Annotated in this window: 26 protein-coding genes; 25 read left to right on the top strand and 1 reads right to left on the bottom strand. The window is 66.6% G+C overall.

All coding sequences use genetic code 11. The features are described 5' to 3' along the window. The 19 genes from KME66_RS14625 (at position 1) to KME66_RS14535 (ending at position 16297) form a co-directional block, all read left to right on the top strand. A complete protein-coding gene (locus KME66_RS14625) occupies positions 1 to 501 on the top strand; it encodes a hypothetical protein (protein WP_216322632.1) in 501 nt (166 codons plus the stop codon). Between the two features lie 77 nt (positions 502 to 578). Continuing rightward, entirely contained in the window at positions 579 to 1637 is a 1059-nt protein-coding gene (locus KME66_RS14620; protein WP_216322630.1) for a hypothetical protein, read from the top strand. Between the two features lie 78 nt (positions 1638 to 1715). Continuing rightward, the gene (locus KME66_RS14615; RefSeq protein WP_216322628.1) at positions 1716 to 2174 is read left to right on the top strand and encodes a hypothetical protein; all 459 of its coding nucleotides are present in this window, start codon (positions 1716 to 1718) and stop codon (positions 2172 to 2174) included. Further along, entirely contained in the window at positions 2171 to 2509 is a 339-nt protein-coding gene (locus KME66_RS14610; RefSeq protein WP_216322626.1) for a phage head-tail adapter protein, read from the top strand. Before KME66_RS14615 ends, KME66_RS14610 begins: the two co-directional genes overlap by 4 nt. Then, positions 2506 to 2991 carry a DUF5403 family protein gene (locus KME66_RS14605; RefSeq protein WP_216322624.1) on the top strand — a complete coding sequence of 162 codons (486 nt, stop codon included), beginning with the start codon at positions 2506 to 2508 and terminating at the stop codon, positions 2989 to 2991. Before KME66_RS14610 ends, KME66_RS14605 begins: the two co-directional genes overlap by 4 nt. Further along, a complete protein-coding gene (locus KME66_RS14600; protein WP_216322622.1) occupies positions 2966 to 3478 on the top strand; it encodes a hypothetical protein in 513 nt (170 codons plus the stop codon). The genes KME66_RS14605 and KME66_RS14600 overlap by 26 nt, the downstream gene beginning before the upstream one ends. Before the next feature lie 43 nt (positions 3479 to 3521). Then, positions 3522 to 4256, top strand: a complete 735-nt coding sequence (locus tag KME66_RS14595) for a hypothetical protein (protein WP_253208589.1) — start codon at positions 3522 to 3524, stop codon at positions 4254 to 4256. A gap of 128 nt (positions 4257 to 4384) precedes the next feature. Beyond that, a complete protein-coding gene (locus KME66_RS14590; RefSeq protein WP_216322616.1) occupies positions 4385 to 4714 on the top strand; it encodes a phage tail assembly protein in 330 nt (109 codons plus the stop codon). An 80-nt stretch (positions 4715 to 4794) separates the two neighbouring features. Further along, positions 4795 to 5103 (top strand): hypothetical protein, encoded by a 309-nt coding sequence (locus KME66_RS14585; protein WP_198544815.1) that lies wholly within the window; start codon positions 4795 to 4797, stop codon positions 5101 to 5103. A gap of 4 nt (positions 5104 to 5107) precedes the next feature. After that, positions 5108 to 8929 (top strand): hypothetical protein, encoded by a 3822-nt coding sequence (locus KME66_RS14580; RefSeq protein WP_216322612.1) that lies wholly within the window; start codon positions 5108 to 5110, stop codon positions 8927 to 8929. Between the two features lie 6 nt (positions 8930 to 8935). Next, positions 8936 to 9790 carry a phage tail domain-containing protein gene (locus tag KME66_RS14575; protein ID WP_216322609.1) on the top strand — a complete coding sequence of 285 codons (855 nt, stop codon included), beginning with the start codon at positions 8936 to 8938 and terminating at the stop codon, positions 9788 to 9790. Next, complete coding sequence (locus tag KME66_RS14570; RefSeq protein WP_253208340.1) at positions 9791 to 10999, top strand: siphovirus ReqiPepy6 Gp37-like family protein; 1209 nt, start codon at positions 9791 to 9793, stop codon at positions 10997 to 10999. It begins immediately after the preceding gene. Then, positions 10999 to 11298: a hypothetical protein gene (locus KME66_RS14565; protein WP_216322606.1), complete on the top strand. Its 300-nt coding sequence runs from the start codon at positions 10999 to 11001 to the stop codon at positions 11296 to 11298. Before KME66_RS14570 ends, KME66_RS14565 begins: the two co-directional genes overlap by 1 nt. Beyond that, entirely contained in the window at positions 11299 to 12837 is a 1539-nt protein-coding gene (locus KME66_RS14560; protein WP_216322603.1) for a collagen-like protein, read from the top strand. 26 nt (positions 12838 to 12863) lie between these two features. Then, entirely contained in the window at positions 12864 to 13112 is a 249-nt protein-coding gene (locus KME66_RS14555) for a hypothetical protein (protein WP_216322600.1), read from the top strand. Between the two features lie 78 nt (positions 13113 to 13190). Beyond that, positions 13191 to 14519, top strand: coding sequence for a tail fiber domain-containing protein (locus KME66_RS14550; RefSeq protein ID WP_216322596.1), 1329 nt, complete (start codon positions 13191 to 13193; stop codon positions 14517 to 14519). Further along, on the top strand, positions 14519 to 14893 hold the full coding sequence (locus tag KME66_RS14545; protein ID WP_253208339.1) for a DUF2746 domain-containing protein: 375 nt from the start codon (positions 14519 to 14521) through the stop codon (positions 14891 to 14893). The genes KME66_RS14550 and KME66_RS14545 overlap by 1 nt, the downstream gene beginning before the upstream one ends. A gap of 70 nt (positions 14894 to 14963) precedes the next feature. After that, a complete protein-coding gene (locus tag KME66_RS14540; RefSeq protein ID WP_216322593.1) occupies positions 14964 to 16094 on the top strand; it encodes a peptidoglycan-binding protein in 1131 nt (376 codons plus the stop codon). Further along, on the top strand, positions 16091 to 16297 hold the full coding sequence (locus KME66_RS14535; protein ID WP_216322590.1) for a hypothetical protein: 207 nt from the start codon (positions 16091 to 16093) through the stop codon (positions 16295 to 16297). Before KME66_RS14540 ends, KME66_RS14535 begins: the two co-directional genes overlap by 4 nt. Positions 16298 to 16346: 49 nt before the next feature. On the opposite strand, the gene KME66_RS14530 is transcribed toward KME66_RS14535, so the two are convergent. Beyond that, positions 16347 to 16709: a hypothetical protein gene (locus KME66_RS14530; RefSeq protein WP_216322588.1), complete on the bottom strand. Its 363-nt coding sequence runs from the start codon at positions 16707 to 16709 to the stop codon at positions 16347 to 16349. Positions 16710 to 16855: 146 nt separating this feature from the next. On the opposite strand from KME66_RS14530, the gene KME66_RS14525 reads away from it, so the two are divergent. The 6 genes from KME66_RS14525 (at position 16856) to KME66_RS14500 (ending at position 19996) form a co-directional block, all read left to right on the top strand. Continuing rightward, complete coding sequence (locus tag KME66_RS14525) at positions 16856 to 17344, top strand: hypothetical protein (protein WP_253208338.1); 489 nt, start codon at positions 16856 to 16858, stop codon at positions 17342 to 17344. Positions 17345 to 17548: 204 nt separating this feature from the next. Beyond that, complete coding sequence (locus tag KME66_RS14520; protein ID WP_216322585.1) at positions 17549 to 17806, top strand: hypothetical protein; 258 nt, start codon at positions 17549 to 17551, stop codon at positions 17804 to 17806. After that, on the top strand, positions 17803 to 18768 hold the full coding sequence (locus KME66_RS14515) for a hypothetical protein (RefSeq protein ID WP_253208337.1): 966 nt from the start codon (positions 17803 to 17805) through the stop codon (positions 18766 to 18768). Before KME66_RS14520 ends, KME66_RS14515 begins: the two co-directional genes overlap by 4 nt. Before the next feature lie 53 nt (positions 18769 to 18821). After that, a complete protein-coding gene (locus KME66_RS14510) occupies positions 18822 to 19304 on the top strand; it encodes a hypothetical protein (protein ID WP_216322582.1) in 483 nt (160 codons plus the stop codon). Then, positions 19301 to 19501 (top strand): hypothetical protein, encoded by a 201-nt coding sequence (locus tag KME66_RS14505; protein ID WP_216322579.1) that lies wholly within the window; start codon positions 19301 to 19303, stop codon positions 19499 to 19501. Before KME66_RS14510 ends, KME66_RS14505 begins: the two co-directional genes overlap by 4 nt. Before the next feature lie 57 nt (positions 19502 to 19558). Continuing rightward, a complete protein-coding gene (locus KME66_RS14500; RefSeq protein WP_216322577.1) occupies positions 19559 to 19996 on the top strand; it encodes a hypothetical protein in 438 nt (145 codons plus the stop codon). Positions 19997 to 20036: the final 40 nt, after the last annotated feature.

Genomic DNA, 20036 nt, shown 5'->3' with positions numbered 1-20036 from the left:
GTGCCCGAGCAGGAAACCCCCAGCACCGACACCGAGACCGTTGAGACGCCCCCGGAAGGGGAGCAGTCGACGGAGCAGGAGACCCAGGAGCCGGCCGAAGAGTCGGTCCCTGCGGACGTGCTGCGCAAGAAGCTGACCGACGCGAACGCGGAGGCGGCGAACTACCGCACCAAGCTCCGGGAGGTCGAGGCCCGGTTCGCTGGCGCCAAGACGCCCGAGGAGTTCGAGACTGCGGTCGCCGAGCTGAAGGCGCAGAACGAGGCGCTGGAGCGGAAGATCCTGCTCTCCTCCGTGGCAGCGAAGTACGAGCTGCCCGAGGCCCTGGCCAAGCGTCTTGCCGGCGCGACCCCGGCGGAGCTGGAGGCCGACGCGAAGGAGCTTCAGAAGCTCGTCTCGCCGCAGGCCCCGGAGTCCCTCGGCGGAGGTCTGACCCCGGCTGAGGGGGACGACACCTTCGACCCGGTCAAGGCCGCCCGCGCTGCGCGCAGGCGCGGTTACTGAGCCTTCCTTCTGGTGTCGGTGTGATAGTCGTGCACGCCCCCAGTCTCCCCCTTCCCAACTGACAGGAGAACCACCCCGTGGCTTACACCGAACACGATGTAGTCAAGCCGGACAAGATCGCCGCGACTGCGGCAGTCGCTCTCGAAGAGTCCCTGGTCGTCCCGGCCGTCTTCCAGCGCGAGGGCATCGACCAGTTCAAGGGCGCCAAGGATGACGCCATCAACGTGAAGGTCGAGGGAGTCCTTCCCTACCGCACGTACGGATGGCGCAACGACCGCACCACCGAGATCCAGTTCGACACCTACGCCGAGCGGACCGTCCAGGTCAACTTCGGCGGGGACGTCTACTCGGGTGTGCAGCTCACCGACGAGCAGAACGAGATGGACCTCCAGGGCTGGGCCAAGCTCATGACCAAGCAGACCGAAGCGGTCGGCAAGGGACTGGAGTACCAGGCCGTCGACTACCTCCTGAACGCCCCGTACGAGGTCACCCTCGGCGGCGCGGTCTCCGGTCGCAGCCTGCGCAAGACCCTGATCCGGGCGCGCGAGGTCATGAACAAGCTCCGCGTCCCGAAGGAGGGCCGCACCCTCCTGATCGGTTCCGGCTGGGAGAACGAGCTTCTGTCCGACGCGGACCTGAACCTCGCGGTCAACGTCGGCGAGGCCGAGGCCGTGTCCGCGCTGCGTGAGGCCACTCTCGGCCGCCGGTACGGCTTCAACATCGTCACCTCCGACGAGCTGCCGGCCGACTTCGCCGTGGCGATGGTCTCCAGTGCGTTCATCTTCGCGACGGGAGCCCCCTCCGTCCCGCAGAGCGTTCCCTTCGGCGCCTCGGCCAGCTACAACGGCGTGGCCCTGCGCTGGATTCGCGACTACGACTCGACACGTCTCATGGACCGCTCGATCGTCAACACCTACAAGGGCTTCCGCACCGTGTCCGACTTCCTGATCGGCCGCGACAACGCGAACCCGAGCCAGGGCTTCGTCTCCGAGCACGAGCACTTCGTGCGCGCGATCAAGCTGGACCTGGACGCCGAAGCTGACGTCCTGCCGGACCCGGACGGTCCGGACCCGAAGCAGAAGGAGCTGTTCGAGATCACCGGCATCGGTGGCACCGCGGACGGCGCCTCGGCCTAGGACCAGTCGATGAGTCGGGGCAGAGTGTGATAGTCGTGCGCTCTGCCCCTTCTCGCCCCACCGAGTAAGGAGACTCCCGTGGCTTTCGCCACCCTCGAAGACCTGAAGGGGCGACTGGACTGGATGCTGGACGCGGACGAGGAGCGGATCGCAGAGAACGCCCTGGAGGACGCCTCGGACCTCGCCACGCACTACGGCCGCGACTGGCCTGAGGACACCGCCCCCCGCATGGTGCGCACGCTCGTGCTGAAGGCGTGCAAGCGATACATGTCCAACCCGGACGGCTACACCCAGTCGCGAGCAGGCGACGAGACCCTGGCCTGGAACGACAGCGCGGGGGAGAACGCGGGGACCGTGTACTTCACGGACGAGGAGATCAAGCTCCTCGCCGGCCTGGCCGGCCGAAGGTCCGGCCTCTACACCGCAGGCGTCACCGCCTGGCAGTCGGTACGTCGCCCCGTGACCGTGGGCCTGGTGCCCGTCGAGAACGGCTGGAAGGGCTTCCCGCTCTACGCCGACGAGACGGAGCCCTGGTGAGCAGCCTCCAGCGCAGGCGCGGAGTGCCGGCCAAGATCTTCCGGACCGTCGAGCGCATCGACGGCCGAGGCAACAAGATCCTGGTCGCCGACATGGAGCACCCCATCGAGGTGCGCTGCGCCCTGATCCCTCAGCGCTCCTCGAAAGCGGAGGTGCCCGGTCAGCAGCAGATCAACATCACCCGCATGATCGTGGACGCCGAGCTGCCGGACGTGACCCTCTGGTCGCGCGTTGACTGCCTCGGTCGCCACTGGGACGTCGTCACGCCCCCGGCCTACCACCACGGCACCCGTAAGACCCGGCACTGGTCCATCGACATCCGGGAGCGGCCGTGAGCATCGAGTGGGAGAGGTCCGTCGATGGCAAGAAGCTCGAACAGTTCCTCGCCCTGATGGACGGCGTCCAGGGCGAACTCGAAGTGAAGCAGTTCGAGATCCAGGTCCGCGCGGAGGAGAACCTCCAGCGGGTCAAGGCGAGCCCGAAGACGCGGGGCTCGGTCAGCCAGTCGAGCATCGAGACCGATCGTGGTCGGGTCGACCGGTACGTGATCCTCCAGGACATCACCACGAGCGACTCGGCCAGCGTGAACTCGGCGCTCTCGATCGAGGTAGGCCGCGGTGCCTACGACGTGACCCTCCAGAGCCCTGACGGCGAAACGATCAGCGAGTACACGGTCGCCGGTTTCGAGGGCCTCTACATCCTCACCAACGCGGCCAACCTCCCGAGGAAGAACAAGGGCGGATCGAGGACCAGGCGTCACGTCACGATCCGCCGCAAGAAGGGGGTGAAGTATGGCCGGCCTTCCCGCAGGAATTAAGGCGCTCGCCGAACTCAGCCCCGTTGAAGACCTGCTCCTCGCCGTGCTCCGCGAGGGCCTGCCGGGCATCGCTGTCCGCTCGCTCATCGCGAAGGACCAGGACTTCCCCCTCGTCCTGGTCCGCCGAGACCCGAGCTTCGGCGCGTGGACCGGAGACGCCCGCTTCACGGACTACGCCCGCGTATCCGTACAGACCTTCTGCGAGGACCCGGACGGCGACGCCGACGCGGCCATCCTCGCCGAGGCCGTGCGCGTGGTCATGCGCGACGCCTGGCTGAACCAGAAGGTCTACCCCGCCGGCCACATCACCCGCGTGGACATGGCCTCGGCCCCGCGCCGGGCTACCGACTGGGCGACGGCCACGGGCCCGGTCCAGTACGCGGACCTCCCGACAGGCGTCTGGCGCTACGAGACCCAGTACGACGTCGAGATCCGCAAGCCGCGCTCTCGCCCCTTCCCCATCCCGAACACCCAGCCCTCGGTGTGATAGTCGTGCACGCCTGGGGCGAGTAAGGAGACCCCTCGTGGCTATGAACGATGCCGCAACCCTCGTCATCGGCAGCGGTAACTACCTCACCGCGCCCACCGGTACCGAGATGCCCGACGACCTTCTGACCCCGCTCTCGCCCTGGGAGGCCGTGGGCCACACCAGCCTGGAGGAGATCTTCTCGATCACCTCCGAGGGTGGCGAGGCAACCACCATCGGCTCGCTCCAGAACAAGAGCCTGCGCACCAAGTACAGCGCGCGGACGGAGTCGATGACCTTCACCCTCCAGCAGTTCGACGTGCCGGGCCTCAAGTTGTACTACGGCTCCAACGCGCCCGTCCTGCCTGACGGTTCGGTCGGCGTCCCCTCCGACCCGATCCCGACCACCGCGGCCTTCCTTGCGGTCTTCGTGGACGGCGAGAACCACTTCGCCTTCTACGCCCCCAAGGCCGAGATCTACCGAGGCGATGACCTCTCCTTCGGTGACACCGAGTCCCTCGCCGGCCTCCCGCTCAGCGTGAAGCCCATGCCGCACGGCGCCAACAAGTGGTCGTACGCGATCACCCCGCTCGGCGGCGTGGTTGCGACCGGCGCCACGGCTGGCACCCCCGGCACCTTCACCCCGGCCGGCTCGAACGTCCCCTACGGGCTGACCGACCTGTCCGGCGTCACCGCGTCCCCGGCCACCGCGTGGACCTCCGGTCGGTACGTGGTCCTCGGCGACGCGACCCGCGCGTTCTGGGACGGCGATTCCTTCGAGGCCGGTGAAGCCGCCTAAGCCTCCCCAACTCCCTCGGTGTGTAAGTGGTGCGGACCTCCTTGCACGCCGAGGGCCCCTCTCCTGGGGCCCCCTCTCGACGGTCCGCTCTCCCGCCTTTCTCCCCGACCCTTGGAGGTCCGCACCTCATGGCCACGTTCTCTCTCGACGACATCCGCTCCGCCGCCGACGCGAAGTACGGCTCGACCGACATCCAGATCGACGACAGGACCACGGTCGTCCTGCGCAACCCGCTGCGCCTGAGCAAGGCCGAGCGCGACGAGCTGGGCTCCCTCCAGGACAAGCTCGACGGTGACGAGGCCCTCGACCAGGCCGACGTCCTGGCCGACGCGATCCGCCTGGTGGCCAAGGACAAGAAGATCGCCGAGCAGCTCATCGAACAGATCGACGGCGACCTCGCCCTCCTGGCCCAGGTCTTCAGCACCTACAGCAAGGGCACTCAGGCGGGGGAAGCCTAAGCCTCGCGCACCTCATAGACGAGTACGGCGAGGGCCTGTTCCCCGACCTCCTTCACTACTACGGGACCAACCTCGTGGACGTGATCGAAGGTCGGGGCCCTTCGCCGGCCCTCGTCCTCCTCATGGTGCAGAGGCTGCCCGACACCTCCCTGACCTACGCCCTCGCGTCGGGCGGCAGGGAGCACTTCGGATGGGGCGTAGACCGCCACATGCGAGCCGACATCTTCGACGCGATCAACCAGAACACCCGAGCCACCGGCAACTGGGGCAAGAAGGCCCCCAAGTTCCCCGAGTGGCCCCGCCCCAAGGTCAAGAAGAAGGCCACGAAGGGCGAGAAGAAGCGCCGCTCCGTGGCGGAGATCTACAAGCAGTTCAGCGCCCGGAGGTAGGTCTATGTCAGATGCCCAGATAGTCGGCCGCGTAGCGGTCAAGATCCTCCCGGACACCTCCCGGTTCAAGGAAGAGGCCCGCAAGGAACTGGCCGAAGCCGAGAAGGGCCTGGAGGTCAAGGCCAAGGTCGTCCTCGACGGCGACGGCGTCAAGGAGGAGGCCAAGAAGGTCCGGGCCGAGGCCCAGCAGGCACTCAGCGACATCTCGATCAAGGTCAACCTCGACAACGAGAACTCCGTCAAGTCGGCCATCGCCCGCATCGAGAACGAGCTGAACAAGCTCGGTCAGGTCGACATCCCGGTCGACCTCAACGAGGACGATCTCAACGCCGCCCTGGACATGTTCCGTGACCGGCTCGGCGAGATTCAGACCGTCACGATCCGGGTCGACGAGTCCAGCCAGGAGTCCATCAAGCAGGCCATCGCGAAGATCGACGCCGAGCTGGCGAAGATGCGCGAGATCGAGCTGAACGTCCACCTGGACGAGGCTTCTCTCCAGGCCGCCCGCGACATGCTGGCCGACGACCTGCGCCTGGACCTGAAGGTCGACTGGGACGACGATGCTTCCCTCCGCTCGGCCATCGCGAAGATCGAAGCCGAGCTGGCCAAGATCCGTGAAGTCGATCTCGAAGTCGGGCTAGACGAAACGTCACTGCGCGCGGCGCGCGAGGAACTCCAGAAGCGGCTCGACCTCCAGGCCGAGGTGGAACTGAACTGGAGCATGGCCGAAGCCCAGGCCATCCACGACGAGATCCAGAAGACGCTCGACGACATCTCGATCAACCCCAAGCTGGACGAGAAGGAAGTCGCCAAGCTCAAGCGGCAGCTCGAAGCGGCCTTCACTCAGATGCAGGCCCTGAAGGCGACGATCACCCCCGAGATGGACGCCCTGGCCAAGGCCAAGGTGGAACGGGAGATCGACGACCTCCAGGACAAGATCGATCACCTCAAGTCCGAGATCGAGCCCGAGACCAGCAAGGGCGCGGTCGCCGCGGTGATGGCTGCGATGGCCAGGCTGACGCGTGACCGCGTGGTCAACCTGTTCCCGAAGGTCTCCCTCTCTGCCGCCGCCACGGCTACGGCGATGCTGAAGGCCCTGTCCGGCGCCCGCGTGCTGGGCAACATGTTCGAGCGGCTCGGCAACACGCTGAAGAACCTCGACAAGTCAACGCCGATCATCGGCACGCTGGCCACGGCGATAGCGGGCCTGGCTGGCTGGGGCATCTCGGCCGCGTCCAACCTCTTCACGCTGTCGGCCTCGCTCGCCCAGATCGGTGCAACGTCCCTCGCTCTCCCCGGAATTCTCGGCGGCATGGCGATCGGCCTTGGCGCCACGATCGCGGCGTTCAAGGACTTCAACAAGGTCTTGCCCGAGGTCAAGGGGCAGCTCTCGCAGCTCCAGGACCTGATCAGCGAGCGCTTCTGGGCCGAGGCCAAGACGCCGATCCGGGAGCTGATCGACACCCTCCTCCCCGAGCTGACGTCCGGCTTCAAGCAGACGTCCACCCAGCTCGGCCAGTTCTTCGGCGGCTTCGCCGATTCGCTCAAGTCCTCCCTCGCCCCCGCGCTGGGCGGCATGTTCGACGACCTCTCCAAGTCGATCGACATCGCGACCACCGGCACCGGAGCCTTCGCCAACATCATCAAGGTGCTCGGCGAGGTCGGCGCCGGCTACCTCCCCCAGCTCGCCCAGTGGTTCGTGGACGTCGCCACCAAGGCGTCGAACTGGCTGAACCAGAAGGGCGAGTCCGGTCTCCGCGAGGAGATCGACGCGGGCATCCAGTCCCTGAAGGATCTCGGCGGAGTCCTCTTCGAGACCGGCGGCATCCTGGCCGGCATCTCCCGCGCGGCTCAAGAGGCCGGCGGGTCCACGCTCGGGATGCTCCGCGAGACGCTCGCAGGCGTACACGAGGCGATCGACAGCAGCGCCGTACAGGCCAAGCTCGTCGGCCTCTTCACCGCAGCCCACGAGGCGATGTCCAACATGGCATCGCAGGGCGGGGAAGAGGTGAAACGTTTCCTCGGCCAGTTCGTCGGACTGCTGACCCAGATCCTGCCGCAGGTCGGCACGATCATCGGCACTGCGCTCGGCGGGATCGCCGAGGCGCTCAACCAGGACGCGGTCTTCGCGGGCGTCTACGCCCTCTTCGACGGCATCCAGGCGGGCGTCAACGGGCTCCTGCCCGTACTGGCCCCGCTCGGCGCTGCGCTCGGTGCGGTCATGACCATCGTCGGTGCGCTCGCCGCCCAGCTCGGCCCGCTCGTCTCGGCCGCCCTGACCCCGCTGGCCACCGCCTTCACCGCGCTGACTCCGTCGATTCTGCCGATCATCGATCTGCTCGGCGGTGCGCTGACCAGCGCCTTTACGATGCTTTCGCCCGTGATCATGCAGCTCGTCCCGATCGTCCAGGACGCGCTCGGCATGGCCTTCCAGGCGCTAAGCATCATCCTGCCGGTAATCGCTCAACTGTTCGGTCAGATCCTTGCTGCCGTACTCCCGATTATTTCGGCACTCCTGAGTGGGCTTGCCCCTATTTTGCCGGTTGTTGCCGAATTCCTGTCCGGCATCGTCCAGGCGGCGATGCCCCTGGTCGACGTGCTCCTCCAGATCCTCTCGGCCGTCCTCCTCCCGCTGATCCCGGTGGTCCAGGAGATCGCCGCGAACATGCTGCCCCTGCTGAAGGACGCCTTCGATCGCCTGGTCCAGGCGCTCATGCCGTTCCTGGATGCACTCAAGGCAGTGATCGACTTCCTGATGCCGGTCCTCGCCCCCATCATCCAGTTCATCGCCGAGCTGCTGATCGGAACTCTGGTCGCCGCGATCAACGGCGTCGCCCTCGTCCTCGAAGGCTTCGTCGAGATCTTCAAGGGCGTCTGGAACATGGTCAAGGGCTACTTCGAGATCTGGATCGGCCTGTTCAAGGGCATCTTCACCGGCAACTGGGACCTTCTCCAGAAGGGCTTCAAGGATCTCTGGAACGGCATCTGGCAGTTCCTGAAGGGCCTCTGGGACGTCATCCTCGGCGCCCTGATCACGTGGCTTTCTGTCGGCGTTCTCGGTGCTGCGAAGAAGGGCCTCACCGCCATCGGCGAGGGCTTCAAGGCTGGCTGGAAGGCCGTGCAGAAGTTCGGCACGGACGCATGGAAGGCGATCAGCGAGGGCTTCACCGGGTTCTTCTCAAGCCTCGGCTCGAAGGCGCTGAGCGGACTCCAGAGCATCAAGAACTTCTTCACGTCGGGATGGTCCAGCGTCGTCTCGACGACCCGCGAGAAGTTCGCCTCGATGGTCTCAACGGTCTCCACATGGCTCGGCAAGGCCGTCGCCAAGGTCAGGGAGCTGCCCGGCAAGGCCAAGGACGCGCTGAGCAACCTCGGCTCGACCCTGAAGAACGCCGGCATCCAGTTGATCAAGGGGTTCATCACCGGCATCACCGGCATGTTCGGCGACGTCAAGGACACCCTCGGCAACCTGACCGACAAGCTCACGAGCTGGAAGGGCCCCGAGTCCCTCGACCGGGTCCTCCTCGTCGGTGCCGGACAGCTGGTCATCAACGGCTTCATCCACGGCCTGGAGTCCCGGTACGACGCGGTGAAGCAGTCCCTCCGAGGACTGACCGACGACGTGGCCGGCACGGAGTTCGGTGCCCCCACCGTCAGCGCGTTCGGCGCATCCCGTGGCGTCACGGCCGCGGTGACCTCCGCTCTCGCGAACGCCGGCCAGGGCGGCTCAACCAAAACCCTCAACTACTACGCGGCACCCGGCAACTCCCTCGACTCCGAGGAAGACCTGTTCGCCGCAGCCAACCGAGCCCGGATGGGATGGTGATTCGGGATGCCCAAGCTCCTCCTGAGCAGCGGCGCAGACACTCTTGATCTCGACGAGATCGCGACCAAGGGCCTTGGCTACCAGGCCAAGACGGGGACGACCGGCTTCGGCCTCCCCGCCGTGAACATCCAGTGGCTCGAAGGGGCCGGCGACGGCGCCACCTACCGGCGCAGGCGCGTCCTCGCGCGGGACATCGACATACCCATCGAGATCCTGGCGAGGAACCGCAACGACCTCAGTGCACGTGTCTCCCGGCTGGCCCTCGCGCTGGCCGGGAGGTGCACCCTCACCGTCCTCAACGACGACGGAACGAGCTGGTTCACCGACGTCTACCGCTCGGGCGGGGGTGAGTACACGTACGGAGTGGAGACCATCGGCGAGCGCGAGTTCGAGACGGTGATCTCCTTCCGTGCACCTGACCCGTACTGGACTTCCTCGGTCGCCGAGGCCCGGACGATCACCGGAGCCACCTCGGCACCGTTCCTGAAGTCCCTGTCCAAGCTGAACGTCGCGGCCTCGCAGGCGATCGGCGAGATCGAACTCAACAACTCGGGTGACGCCGAGGCGTATCCGATCTGGAAGGTCTACGGCCCCGGCAAGACCTTCACGGCCGTCTCCCCCACGGGCGAGCGGCTGCGCTGGACCGGCACCCTCACCGCCGGCCAGGTGCTCACCATCGACACCAAGCGAGGCACGGTCACCGACCAGACGGGCGCCAACCGATACAACCTGCTCGACACGGCGCCCCGCTTCTGGACCGTGAAGCCCGGCCTGTCCACGGCGGAAGCCTCCCTCCTGGACATCACGAGCGCCTCGCGCATCGTCTGCTCCTGGCAGCCACGCAAGTGGATGGTGGTGTGAGTGCGACTGCAAGACATCACCGTCGAGGTACGGAACAAGGCGCTGACTCGGGTGGGCATCGTCCGCCCCGAGGAGCTGATCTTCGAGATGCAGGACACGTTCAACAACGTCGGCTCCTGGAAGCTCACCCTCGGGGCGGAACACCCGCTCACCCCGCACCTGCGCACCCCCGGCTCGGGCCTGGTCGTCACCGGCCCGAGCTACACCATGCTGTCGGGCCCGACCACGAAGTTCGAGTACGCGGCCACCCCGGAAGACCCGGGCGGCTCGGTCGTCTTCGAGGGCGTGTCCGACGACATCGTCCTCTCCGACATGCTGGCCTTCCCTGAGCCGACCAACCCCAACGGGGCGACGCAGGCCCTGGCGCACGACGTCAGACAAGGCCCCGCAGAAAGCGTCATGCACTCGTTCGTCAAGGCGAACATCGGTCCAACAGCCCCCGTTGGACGGCGCAAGACAGCCCTCACCATGGGGACCGACCTCGGCCGGGGCCCGAACGTCGTGAAGTCCGCGCGCTTCCCCGTACTGGGAAACCTGCTCACCGAGCTAGCCCTTCTGGGCAACCTCGGCTTCCGTGTCATACAGCGTGGAGCGAACCTCGTCTTCGAGACGTACGAGGTGACGGACCGCTCCGACTTCATCCGGCTGGACGTCCTGAACGGAACACTGTCCGGCCAGCGCGCGACGATCTCCGCCCCCGGCGTGACCCGCGCCATCGTGGCCGGGCAAGGAGAGCTGACCAAGAGGCAGCTCCTCCAGGTCTCCTCGCCCACCAGCGTCATAGCCGAGGGCGACTGGGGCCGGCGCATCGAGCAGTGGATCGACCAGCGCAACACCGACGACTGGAAGGAACTCCAGCAGTCCGGGGACGAGGCCATCGCGGACGCCGGTTTCACGGCGGTGGACGTCCAGCTCGTGCCGATGGAAGACACGACCATGACCCTCGGCAAGGACTGGGGCCTCGGTGACCGTGTCGCCGTCGTCGTGGACAACCAAGAGCTGCTGTCCAACGTGACCGGTATAGCGATGAAGGCAGGGTCCACCGGGTTCCAGGTCGGCGCTGTCCTCGGTGACGCGACCGGGTTCAACCTCGATATCGCGTTGAACAAGCGCCTGTCCAACGCCGAGAAACGCGTCTCACACCTGGAGCGCTCGGACGCCGGGGCTGGCGGTTCATCAGAAATCATGTCGATCATGGGGGTGTGGTGATGGCTACGCCCATCAGCTTCTTCCGGGGCACAGCCCCGACAACCCTGACGACCGCGTACACCGTTCCCGAGGCGGGCACGGCGATCGTCACGAACATCGTCGCGACGAACCCCGGCACGGCCGTGGGCTCGGTCGTCGTGAAGCTCGACGGAGTCGAGATCCTCCCGGCGGTCGGCATCGCAGCGAAGGGCGTCCTCACGCTGGAGATCAACCAAGTCATCTCCGAGGCGGAAACGATCCAGGTACAAGGCAGCGGCTCGGCGTGCACCCTGCACGTCTGCGGAGTGGAGGTTGTGTAGGTGGGACTGAGCGTATGGCCGGCCCCAGAGGATTCCGGCGTCGTCGGTCCCACTGGAGCGACCGGCCCGAAGGGAGACACCGGAGCGACCGGCGCTAAGGGCGCGACCGGATCGACCGGAGCAAAGGGCGACACCGGCCCGATCGGCAAGTCCGTCCTCCAGGGCGCGGCGGTCCCCGCGGCCTCGCTCGGCGTGGACGGTGACGTCTACCTCCAGAAGACCGAGAACACCTTCCTCGGCGTGACCAGCGCGACCGTGGCCGTCTACACCAAGGCGTCCGGCGTCTGGACCAAGATCGGCACCGACCTGCGCGGCGCGGCCTGGTACGTCAACACGACGTCCACCGGCAGTGCCGACACGAAGCCCGGCGACATGCTTCTCCGCACGGACACGGGCGACCTCTGGCAGCGGTCCGCCTCCGGATGGGGTACCGCGATCGGGAACCTGAAGGGTGCGACCGGCGCCCCCGGCCCGGCCGGGCCGCAGGGCCCGAAGGGCTCACCCGGCAGCGTCGACACCGTGAACGGGAAGGCCGGTCCTGCCGTCACCCTCACGGCCTCCGACGTTGGCGCTATGCCGACAGGTGGAGGCACCTTCACCGCCGATGTCGCCTTCAACGGTGCGTCCGGGGCGTACCGCCAGTGGAGTCTCGACGTGGGCAGCGTGAAGCGGTGGACCTTCCAGAAGGACGACGTCGCCGAACCCGGCGACGGGTCCGGCTCGAACTTCCGTCTGTCCTCGCGCAACGATGACGGCAGCTTCAAGTCCACGGTCATCTACGGCGACCGAGGGACCGGCCAGATCTCGTTCGGCTCGACGCTCCCGCTCGCCGACGCGAAGGCCACGGTCGCGGGCGGTCTGGGACTGCGCAACACCAGTAACCCCACCGCTAATACGGGGGGAGCCACCTTGTTCTCCAACGGCGGCAAGCTGAAGGTGATGGAGGGCGGCGGGCAGGTTGTCACGATCGGCGCCCAGCCGGACTTGCCCAGTGTGTGGGAGCCCGAAGATCTCGGACTGAAGGCATGGGCCTACGACCCGGCCATCTCGCACTCGGTGCCGATGTACTGCGGCACCACACCGCGCCTGGCTGCGGTCAAGCTGAACAAGCGCTCGTCGATCACGAAGATCGTGTGGCACTTCGGTGGGTACGCGGGCGGCCTGATCTCCGGGTCCTGGGCCGCGATCTACAACGCGTCGACCATGGCCCGCGTCGGCAACGCGACCACGATCGAGGCGGGCAACGAGCCGGCCGAACAGCATGGCTCAGGCGGCAACGCCTCGGCGACCACGCTGGACGCGGCCGTGACGCTGGACCCCGGCGTCTATTACGTGGTCTGGCGGTTCAACTACAACACCACCACGGGCGACGGGCCGATGATCCTCGGCATCGAGAACTCGTACGGAGGGCCGGCGAACACCTTCGGCCTGAACAACCTCTGGCGCTACGGCCGGCTGACCACGTCGCCGACGACTTCGCCCTCTCCGCTCTCTGGCATCGCCAACGAGAGCAACCGATTCTGGGTCGCCCTCGCGTGACCTCTCTTCCTTAAGGAGCCTCCCCCTTGGCCATCACTGGCGGACTCGTACGCGCTTACTACGGCACCGACGAGATGAAGCTCCAGGACTACGTCCACATCTCGATCGACCCGGACATCCCGGAATACCTCCAGGGCTCGCTCAGCCATATCGAGCGAGCAGCGGTCGTTGATGCCGCGCTCGCTGCGGCCGTGTCCGCACTGCCGGCCTCCTTCGGTCTCGCCACAGCGAGCCGAATCGACGAGGTGCCCACCGAGGTAGCCCGGCGCGGCTGACGCCGCTCCTCTCCGCCCCGCAGGCCCCCGAGTGACTTGGTCACTGGGGGCCTTTCCTATTCCCAGGAAGGACCCCCAGTGGCCATCACGTCCTACCCCTTCGATGAGCAGCCGGTCAGCGAAGGCCAGTTCTCGTACCTCTTCCGAGAGCTTCAGTCCACGGGAGTCGCCGATCAGGTGGGCGGCTCCGGATTCAACACCTATGGCGACAGCTCGGGTATGCAGGTCAAGGTTGCCCCCGGCTTCGCGCTGGTGCGTGGGCACGCGGTGCAGTCGACGGGCACCGAGACCGTCACCATCGCTGCGGCCTCGACGAGCGCCCGCGTTGACCGCGTGGTCCTGCGTCTGGACCCGGCCGCGAACTCCATCGTGCTGGCCGTCGTGCAGGGGTCGCCCGGCGGTGGGGTGCCGGCCCTGACCCAGACGGACACCGGCGTCTACGAGTTTCCGCTGGCTCAGGTCTCCGTCGCCGTGGGCGCTGCCACGATCTCGGCTTCGGCCGTGACGAGCGAGCGCCGGTTCACCGGCAACACCGTGGGCGGCTGGACGAGCACGACTCGACCCCAGTCACCGCGGATCGGCCGTCTCGGGCTGAACACCTCGACGAACACGTGGGAGTACTGGACCGGCTCGGCCTGGTCCGCGCTCGCCCCGACCGTCACGTGGGCCTCGATCTCTGGTCGGCCCAACGAGTTCGCCCCCGGCCATCACACGCACGACTGGGGTGACGTCATCAACAAGCCGACCTCGTTCAACCCCAGTACCCACACGCACGACTGGGCGCAGGTCACGGGCAAGCCGTCCACGTACGCGCCCAGCTCGCACGGTCACGCCTGGGGTGAGATCAGCGGGAAGCCGTCCACGTTCGCGCCGGCCAGCCACTCGCACTCGTGGGCCTCGATCACCTCGAAGCCTTCGACGTTCCCGCCGTCGTCTCACTCTCACTCTGGCTACCTCACGTCGGGTTCGACGATCGCGTGGGCCAACGGCTCGAAGAAGCCTCACTCGAACTCGGCGAGCGGCTCGGGCACTTGGTACGCGGTCTGGGTCGAGGGTGACGGGACTTTCTGCCGGAACACCTCCTCGATCAAGTTCAAGGAGAACGTCCGGGACTTCGACGTGAACGCCGAAGGTGTCCTCGCCCTGCGCCCTGTGGTCTACGACCGCAAGGACCAGATCAAGGAGGACGGCTCGGTCAAGGAGGGCCGCAAGGACGAGGTCGGCCTGATCGCGGAAGAGGTCGAGGCGGCTGGCCTTCCCTGGCTGGTCAACTACCTCGACGGTGAGGTGGACGGCCTGCGGTACGACCTCCTGGGCGTGGCCCTGCTTCCGGTCGTCCAGCGCCAGGCCGCCCACCTCGCGGACCTGGAGTCGCGTCTCGCCGTCTTGGAGTCCGAGGCCGCCTGATGATGATGCTCGCTCTCGAACCCACTGTTCAGGTTGCCGCCGTCACCGCAGGCGGCACGGTCCTGGTCACCCTGATCGGCATCGGGGCCGAGTTCCTGCGGCGCCAGACTCGCGCGATCAACGAGGTGCGCGAGCACACCCAGGAAGCGCGCGACCAGGTCGCCAACACGCACTCGACGAACCTGCGAGATGACCTCGACTCCGTGATGTTCCGGATCGATCGTGTCCTCGCCGGCCAGGAGCGCCACGACACCGCCTTGCGTCAGCAGGGCGCGGAGATCGCCGGCCTCCGCTCGGACATCGCCCACGAGCGCCGCGAGCGCCTGGCGGTGGCCGAGCGCCTCGACGACCACATGTCGTCCACCAACGCCTAACCCATCCCCTTCCGAAGGCCCTGTCTCCCAGCGAGGCGGGGCCTTCGGCGTTCCCCTGGAGGCACACCCCTTGACTGCTCACATCTACCCGAAGGCCGACGCGAAGACGCAGTGGTTCCACGCTGCGTACAAGGGCGACACGATGCCCCATCCGAACGTGATCGTCCTGCACACCACGGAGGGCAGCTCGTTCCCCTCGTACGGGGGCGGCGGCTCCGCGCCCACGTTCACGATCAAGGGCGGCACCGTCCGCCAGCACTTCTACGCCAACGAGTCCGCGCGGGCTCTGGTGAACGCGGCCGGCGGGGTGCAGACCAACACGCTCAACGCGATCCAGATCGAACTCGTGGGCACGTGCGACAAGGGCGGCCCCGGCCTGTACTGGCCGGACGCTGACGACGCGGACCTTGCGGCCCTGGCCGAGCTGGTGAAGTGGCTGACGGACACCTACCCGATCCCGGTCGTCTCGACGTCGAAGCCGTGGCTGTCCTACCCGTCGAGCTACGGGTCCGCCCGTGGTCAGCGGATGTCCTTCTCCGAGTGGGAGAACTTCAACGGGATCTGTGGACATCAGCATGTCCCGGAAAACGATCATGGTGATCCGGGGAACTTCCCGGTCAAGCGCCTGATCGAGCTGGTCAAGGGGGCCAAGCCGTCGACCAGCGGCACCGTTCCCTCGAAGCCTGCGGGCTGGGACGGCAAGAGCTTCCCCGGTGCCGGCGCCTTCGTCCTGGGCAAGTCCCACCCGGCCGTCACGCTCCTCGGTCAGCGCCTCGTCGCCCACGGGTACGGCCGGTTCTACAAGGTCGGCCCCGGCTCGACGTTCGGCCAGGCCGACAAGGACGCGACGCGGGCGTTCCAGAAGGCCCAGGGCTGGAGCGGCACGGACGCTGACGGGTACCCCGGCTCGTCGACCTGGTCCCGCCTGATGGCCGCCCCGAAGTCGGCCGCCAAGAAGTACCTGTCCCTGTCCTCTAGCGTGAAGCCGGGTGCGAAGAACGCCCAGGTGAAGAAGCTCCAGACGTTCCTCATCAAGGCCGGGTACGGCCCGATCAAGGGCGCGGTCACCGACTTCTACGGCGCGGAGACGCAGGCCGCGGTGGCTCGCTTCCACAAGAAGAACCCGGCACTGGCCTCGAAGTCGTACGACCCGGCGATCGGGGCGAAGGGCTTCGTCGAGCTTCAGAAGGAGGCCGAGTGAGCCGACACGCGAAGCCCGTGGGGTTGATCCTTCCTCTCCTGCCGAAGCGGGTCCAGCCTTACGCCAAGGCGGCGGTCGCGCTGCTCGGCGCGCTGGCCGGCCTCGCGGTGATGTACGGCATCGACGAGCCGAGGATCGCGGCGGCCGTCCAGGTGCTCACCGTGCTCGGTGTGTACGTCCAGCCCAACGGAGAGTCCGAGTAACACAGAAGCCCCCACCGACCGCGAGGTCAGTGGGGGCTCTCTTCTCGTCTCAGCCGTTCTGCTTCCGCTCCTGCTTCTGGGCCTCGATCTCTGCCATGGTCATGATCTTCGGCCCCTTGGCGGTCTTCGCCGCCGTGGTCTTCCCTGCCGTGGTCTTCCCCGCCGGGGTCTTCTTTTCCGGGGTCTTCTTCGCCGGCGCACTCCTCGTCACCCGCTCGGCCGTAGGTGCCGGGGCCTTCCGGGCTGCCTTCGGAGCTGCGACCTGCCCACCCCTGACTTTCCGAATCAGCTCCTCGATGGGTGCGGCGTCCGCCTCGCACAGGTCCAGGTCGACGGGCTCCTCACCCTCGGGCGTGATGGTGTAGGTCTTCGCCGGGGTCTGCCTGTCGAGGTCGCAAGCGGTGATCTTCATCGGGGCTCCGGTGTGATTCTGTAGCGAGCGCTACGGTCGCGGGTGTGCAGTGTTGACAAGGGCGCGGCATAATGGGAGTGTAAGTAGTGCAAGATCAAGACCGCCGGTAACACGCCAGCGGTAGCGCGCTGAGGGAAGGACGGGCCGTGGCGGCACGCAAGATCCAGGACAAGGCCGAGGTCATCAGATGGTTCGAGGAGGGCTGGACGTACCAGGAGATGATCGACGAGTACAAGCGTAAGTACGGCATCAACACGGTCTCCTCGATGTGGGGGAACTTCCGGTACCGCGAGGGCCTGGATCGCCGCATCGCACGGGACGACGACCTTATCCCCTGGGCCGTGAAGAAGGAGCACCGTCAGCCGTACCCGATCATCATGCTGCGCGTCGAGGCGCGCAGGCGTGCCGGTCTTCCGCTCGACGACGACAAGACGAAGCGCCTCGCGAGCTGGAAGAAGATGCTCGAAGACAACAACTGCGTTGTGCACTACGACCCGGAGACCGAGGAAGGGTGGTTCTATGTGCCCCGCGAGGAGGGCGACGACGACATCATCCGCCGCCCGGAGCGCAAGACGACCAAGCGCAAGAACGCTGACGAGCACACCGACTACAGCGAGACGGACTACAGCAAGTAGTCGGTTCCACCGCCCTGACCTGCGAGGCCCCCTTCTCTGAAGGGGGTCTTTTCGTTATCTGCGGGGGCTGATCGTTTACTCCTCACCTACTTGGCTTGGGTTAGATTTTCCTTCATCTTCTGGAGCTTTCGTTGACACCTCCGATCAGGTGTGCGACACTCCGGTCCGTGGTTAGTCATACTTACACACCTGGAGGAGCCAGCAGTGATAGGAGTCCTGGAGAGGGCCGCACTGGTTGCCGACGCCGGCAACATCAGCGTTCACATCGACGCTGACGCGGAGGACTACCACATCCTGGTAAACCCGCTGGCCTACCGGCCCAGCGAGATGAAGAAGCTCCTGAACTTCCTCGGGCAGATCGGCTTGGAGCTGATCGACGAGGACGAGTACGAGCAAGACTTCGACGAGGACGGGAACGTCCGCTACTACCTCGCCATGTGCGACCCGAAGGTGGCCGAGTGACACTGAATCTGATCGAGATCCCGCAGAAGTCCGCGCACCCCAACCACGCCGTACCGCGCGACGGTTGGGGTCGCCCTCTGGTGGTGCCGAAGGCGGGCGGGAAGCCGAAGGGCCACACCAGGACCACGACGTTCATCGACTGCATCGAGGACAAGTCCAGCCTGGTCGACTGGGGTAAGCGCATGGTCCTGTACGGCGCCTCGCGCCGGCCGGACCTGGCGGACAGGGCCCGCGGCCTCGACCCCGAGAACGCGGACGACAAGAAGAAGCTCAACGCCCTTGCCGAGCAGGCAACTGACGCGTCGGGAGCCAACGACAAGCGCGAGCGGGGCACCTACCTGCACACGCTCTCAGAGCTGGTCGACGCAGGTCAGCCCCTGCCGGCCTCGGCGTCCGAGCAGGACATCGAAGACATGGGCGCCTACCTCATGGAGACGTCGGCTCTGAAGGTGCGCGCCGTCGAGACGTTCGTCGTCGTGAACGAGCTGGGCGTGGCCGGCACCTTCGACCGCATGGTCCACTACGCCGGACCCGACCCTGACGGGCGGTGGATCGAGGGCGACTTCATCGCGGACCTGAAGACGGGCAGCGTGAAGTACGGCGGCCTGAAGATGGCGGCCCAGCTCGCGGTCTACTCGCGCGGCGAGGTCTACGACCACACCCGCTTCCCGGTGAACGTCGACAGCAAAGCCGAGCTTGCTTCCTTCAAGAAGCATGTGATAGAAGTACGGGATGCGGTCGAGGCGTACACGCCTCTGCCGCCGGTCAACCAGGACTGGGGCATCATCATCCACCTGCCTGCGGGGCAGGGGGAGTGCACGCTGTACTGGGTCGACCTGAACATCGGTTGGCGCGCGGCCCAGTTGGCGCTCACCATCCGCGAGATGCGGTCGTTGAGCCGCAAGGCGATGAAGCCCTTCGTCGTGCAGGTCGCACGGGGCCGGGTTGCTTCGGCCGCGTGAAAGTGTGATAGAGTGACTAAGTTGGCGGGGCGAGAGAGAGGAACTACCACTCAGTGAGTGAATCGAGCGGGGCCCTTACGGTCACGATCAAGTACGGCAAGTCGCATGACGATAGCTGGGCGGTCTTCAGGGGTCGGCCGCGAGAGGTCCGCGACGACATCCTGGACTTCTTCGGGATGGAACGTGATAGTGTGACTGGCTTGACGCTGAGCGACATCGTCACGAACGCCACGAACCTCGCGCACGGCAAGGGCCTGATCGCCACACAGCTCGGCGGCACGGTCATCGCAGAGGACGCGCCCCCGGCCAAGCCGGCAGGCGGAGACCCGTGGGCCAGCCTCGGCAGCACTTCGCAGGCCGCGAGCGCGCCGGCCGCCGGTCCCGAGCAGGACAAGAACGCCTGGATTCTCGGGGAGATCGAGAAGCAGACCAACCGAGCTGACCTGAAGAAGATCTGGGCAGCGAACCAGTCCTTCTTCTCCGAGGCGGCCGTGATGGACGCCTACAAGGCCAAGGGCAAGGCGTTGCCCGCATGAGCAAGGTGACCATCGTCAGCACGGTGACGTACGCGATCGAAGTAGACGTACCCCTCTTCTTCCTGGTCGACGAGAAGCAGTTCGCCGCCTCTCACGCCCAGGAACACGAGCGGTCCTTTCGCGCGGGACTGCCCGCCGGAACCGAGTTGCTGGACGTGAAGGCGACAGCCGTCGTCGTCGCCGGCCGCCCGAAGTAGCAACCACCGCAACACCGAACACCGACACCTGTCACCGAACATAGGAGAACCCCAACAGTGGCACTCAACCTCATCGACATCCCCGTTCAGGCCGGCGGCTGGTTCAAGCCCGCAGACGTCCAGGGCTCCGCGGCCTTCCTCGTCGAAGTCCACTCCTTCGAACGCCAGCGCCCCACCGCGAACGGCCCGAAGGACTCGGCCCTGTGTGACGTGACTATCTTCCGTACGCCGGACCAGCTCGACGCCGGCACCCCTGAGATCACCAAGGGCGTGCGCATCGAGCAGACGATCCTTGCCCGCGACCTTCAGACCGTGGTCGGCGGCGCGACGATCGTGACCCTCGATCAGATCCCGCCCTCCAAGCCGGGTCAGCGTCCGGCGTGGGTGTGGCGCCAGCTCAACGACGCGCAGGCCCGGAACAAGGTCATCGCGTACGCCAACGAGCGAGAGGCCAAGGCGGAGGCGGCTGTCGACGACGCCCCCGACTTCGACTAATCATAGTGTGTTAGTCGTGCATAAACAAGATCGCGAGCCC

The organism is Streptomyces sp. YPW6 (assembly GCF_018866325.1).
GTDB lineage: Bacteria > Actinomycetota > Actinomycetes > Streptomycetales > Streptomycetaceae > Streptomyces.
Note: the sequence above shows the minus strand (reverse complement) of the source record. Positions and strands in the feature narration are given on the sequence as shown.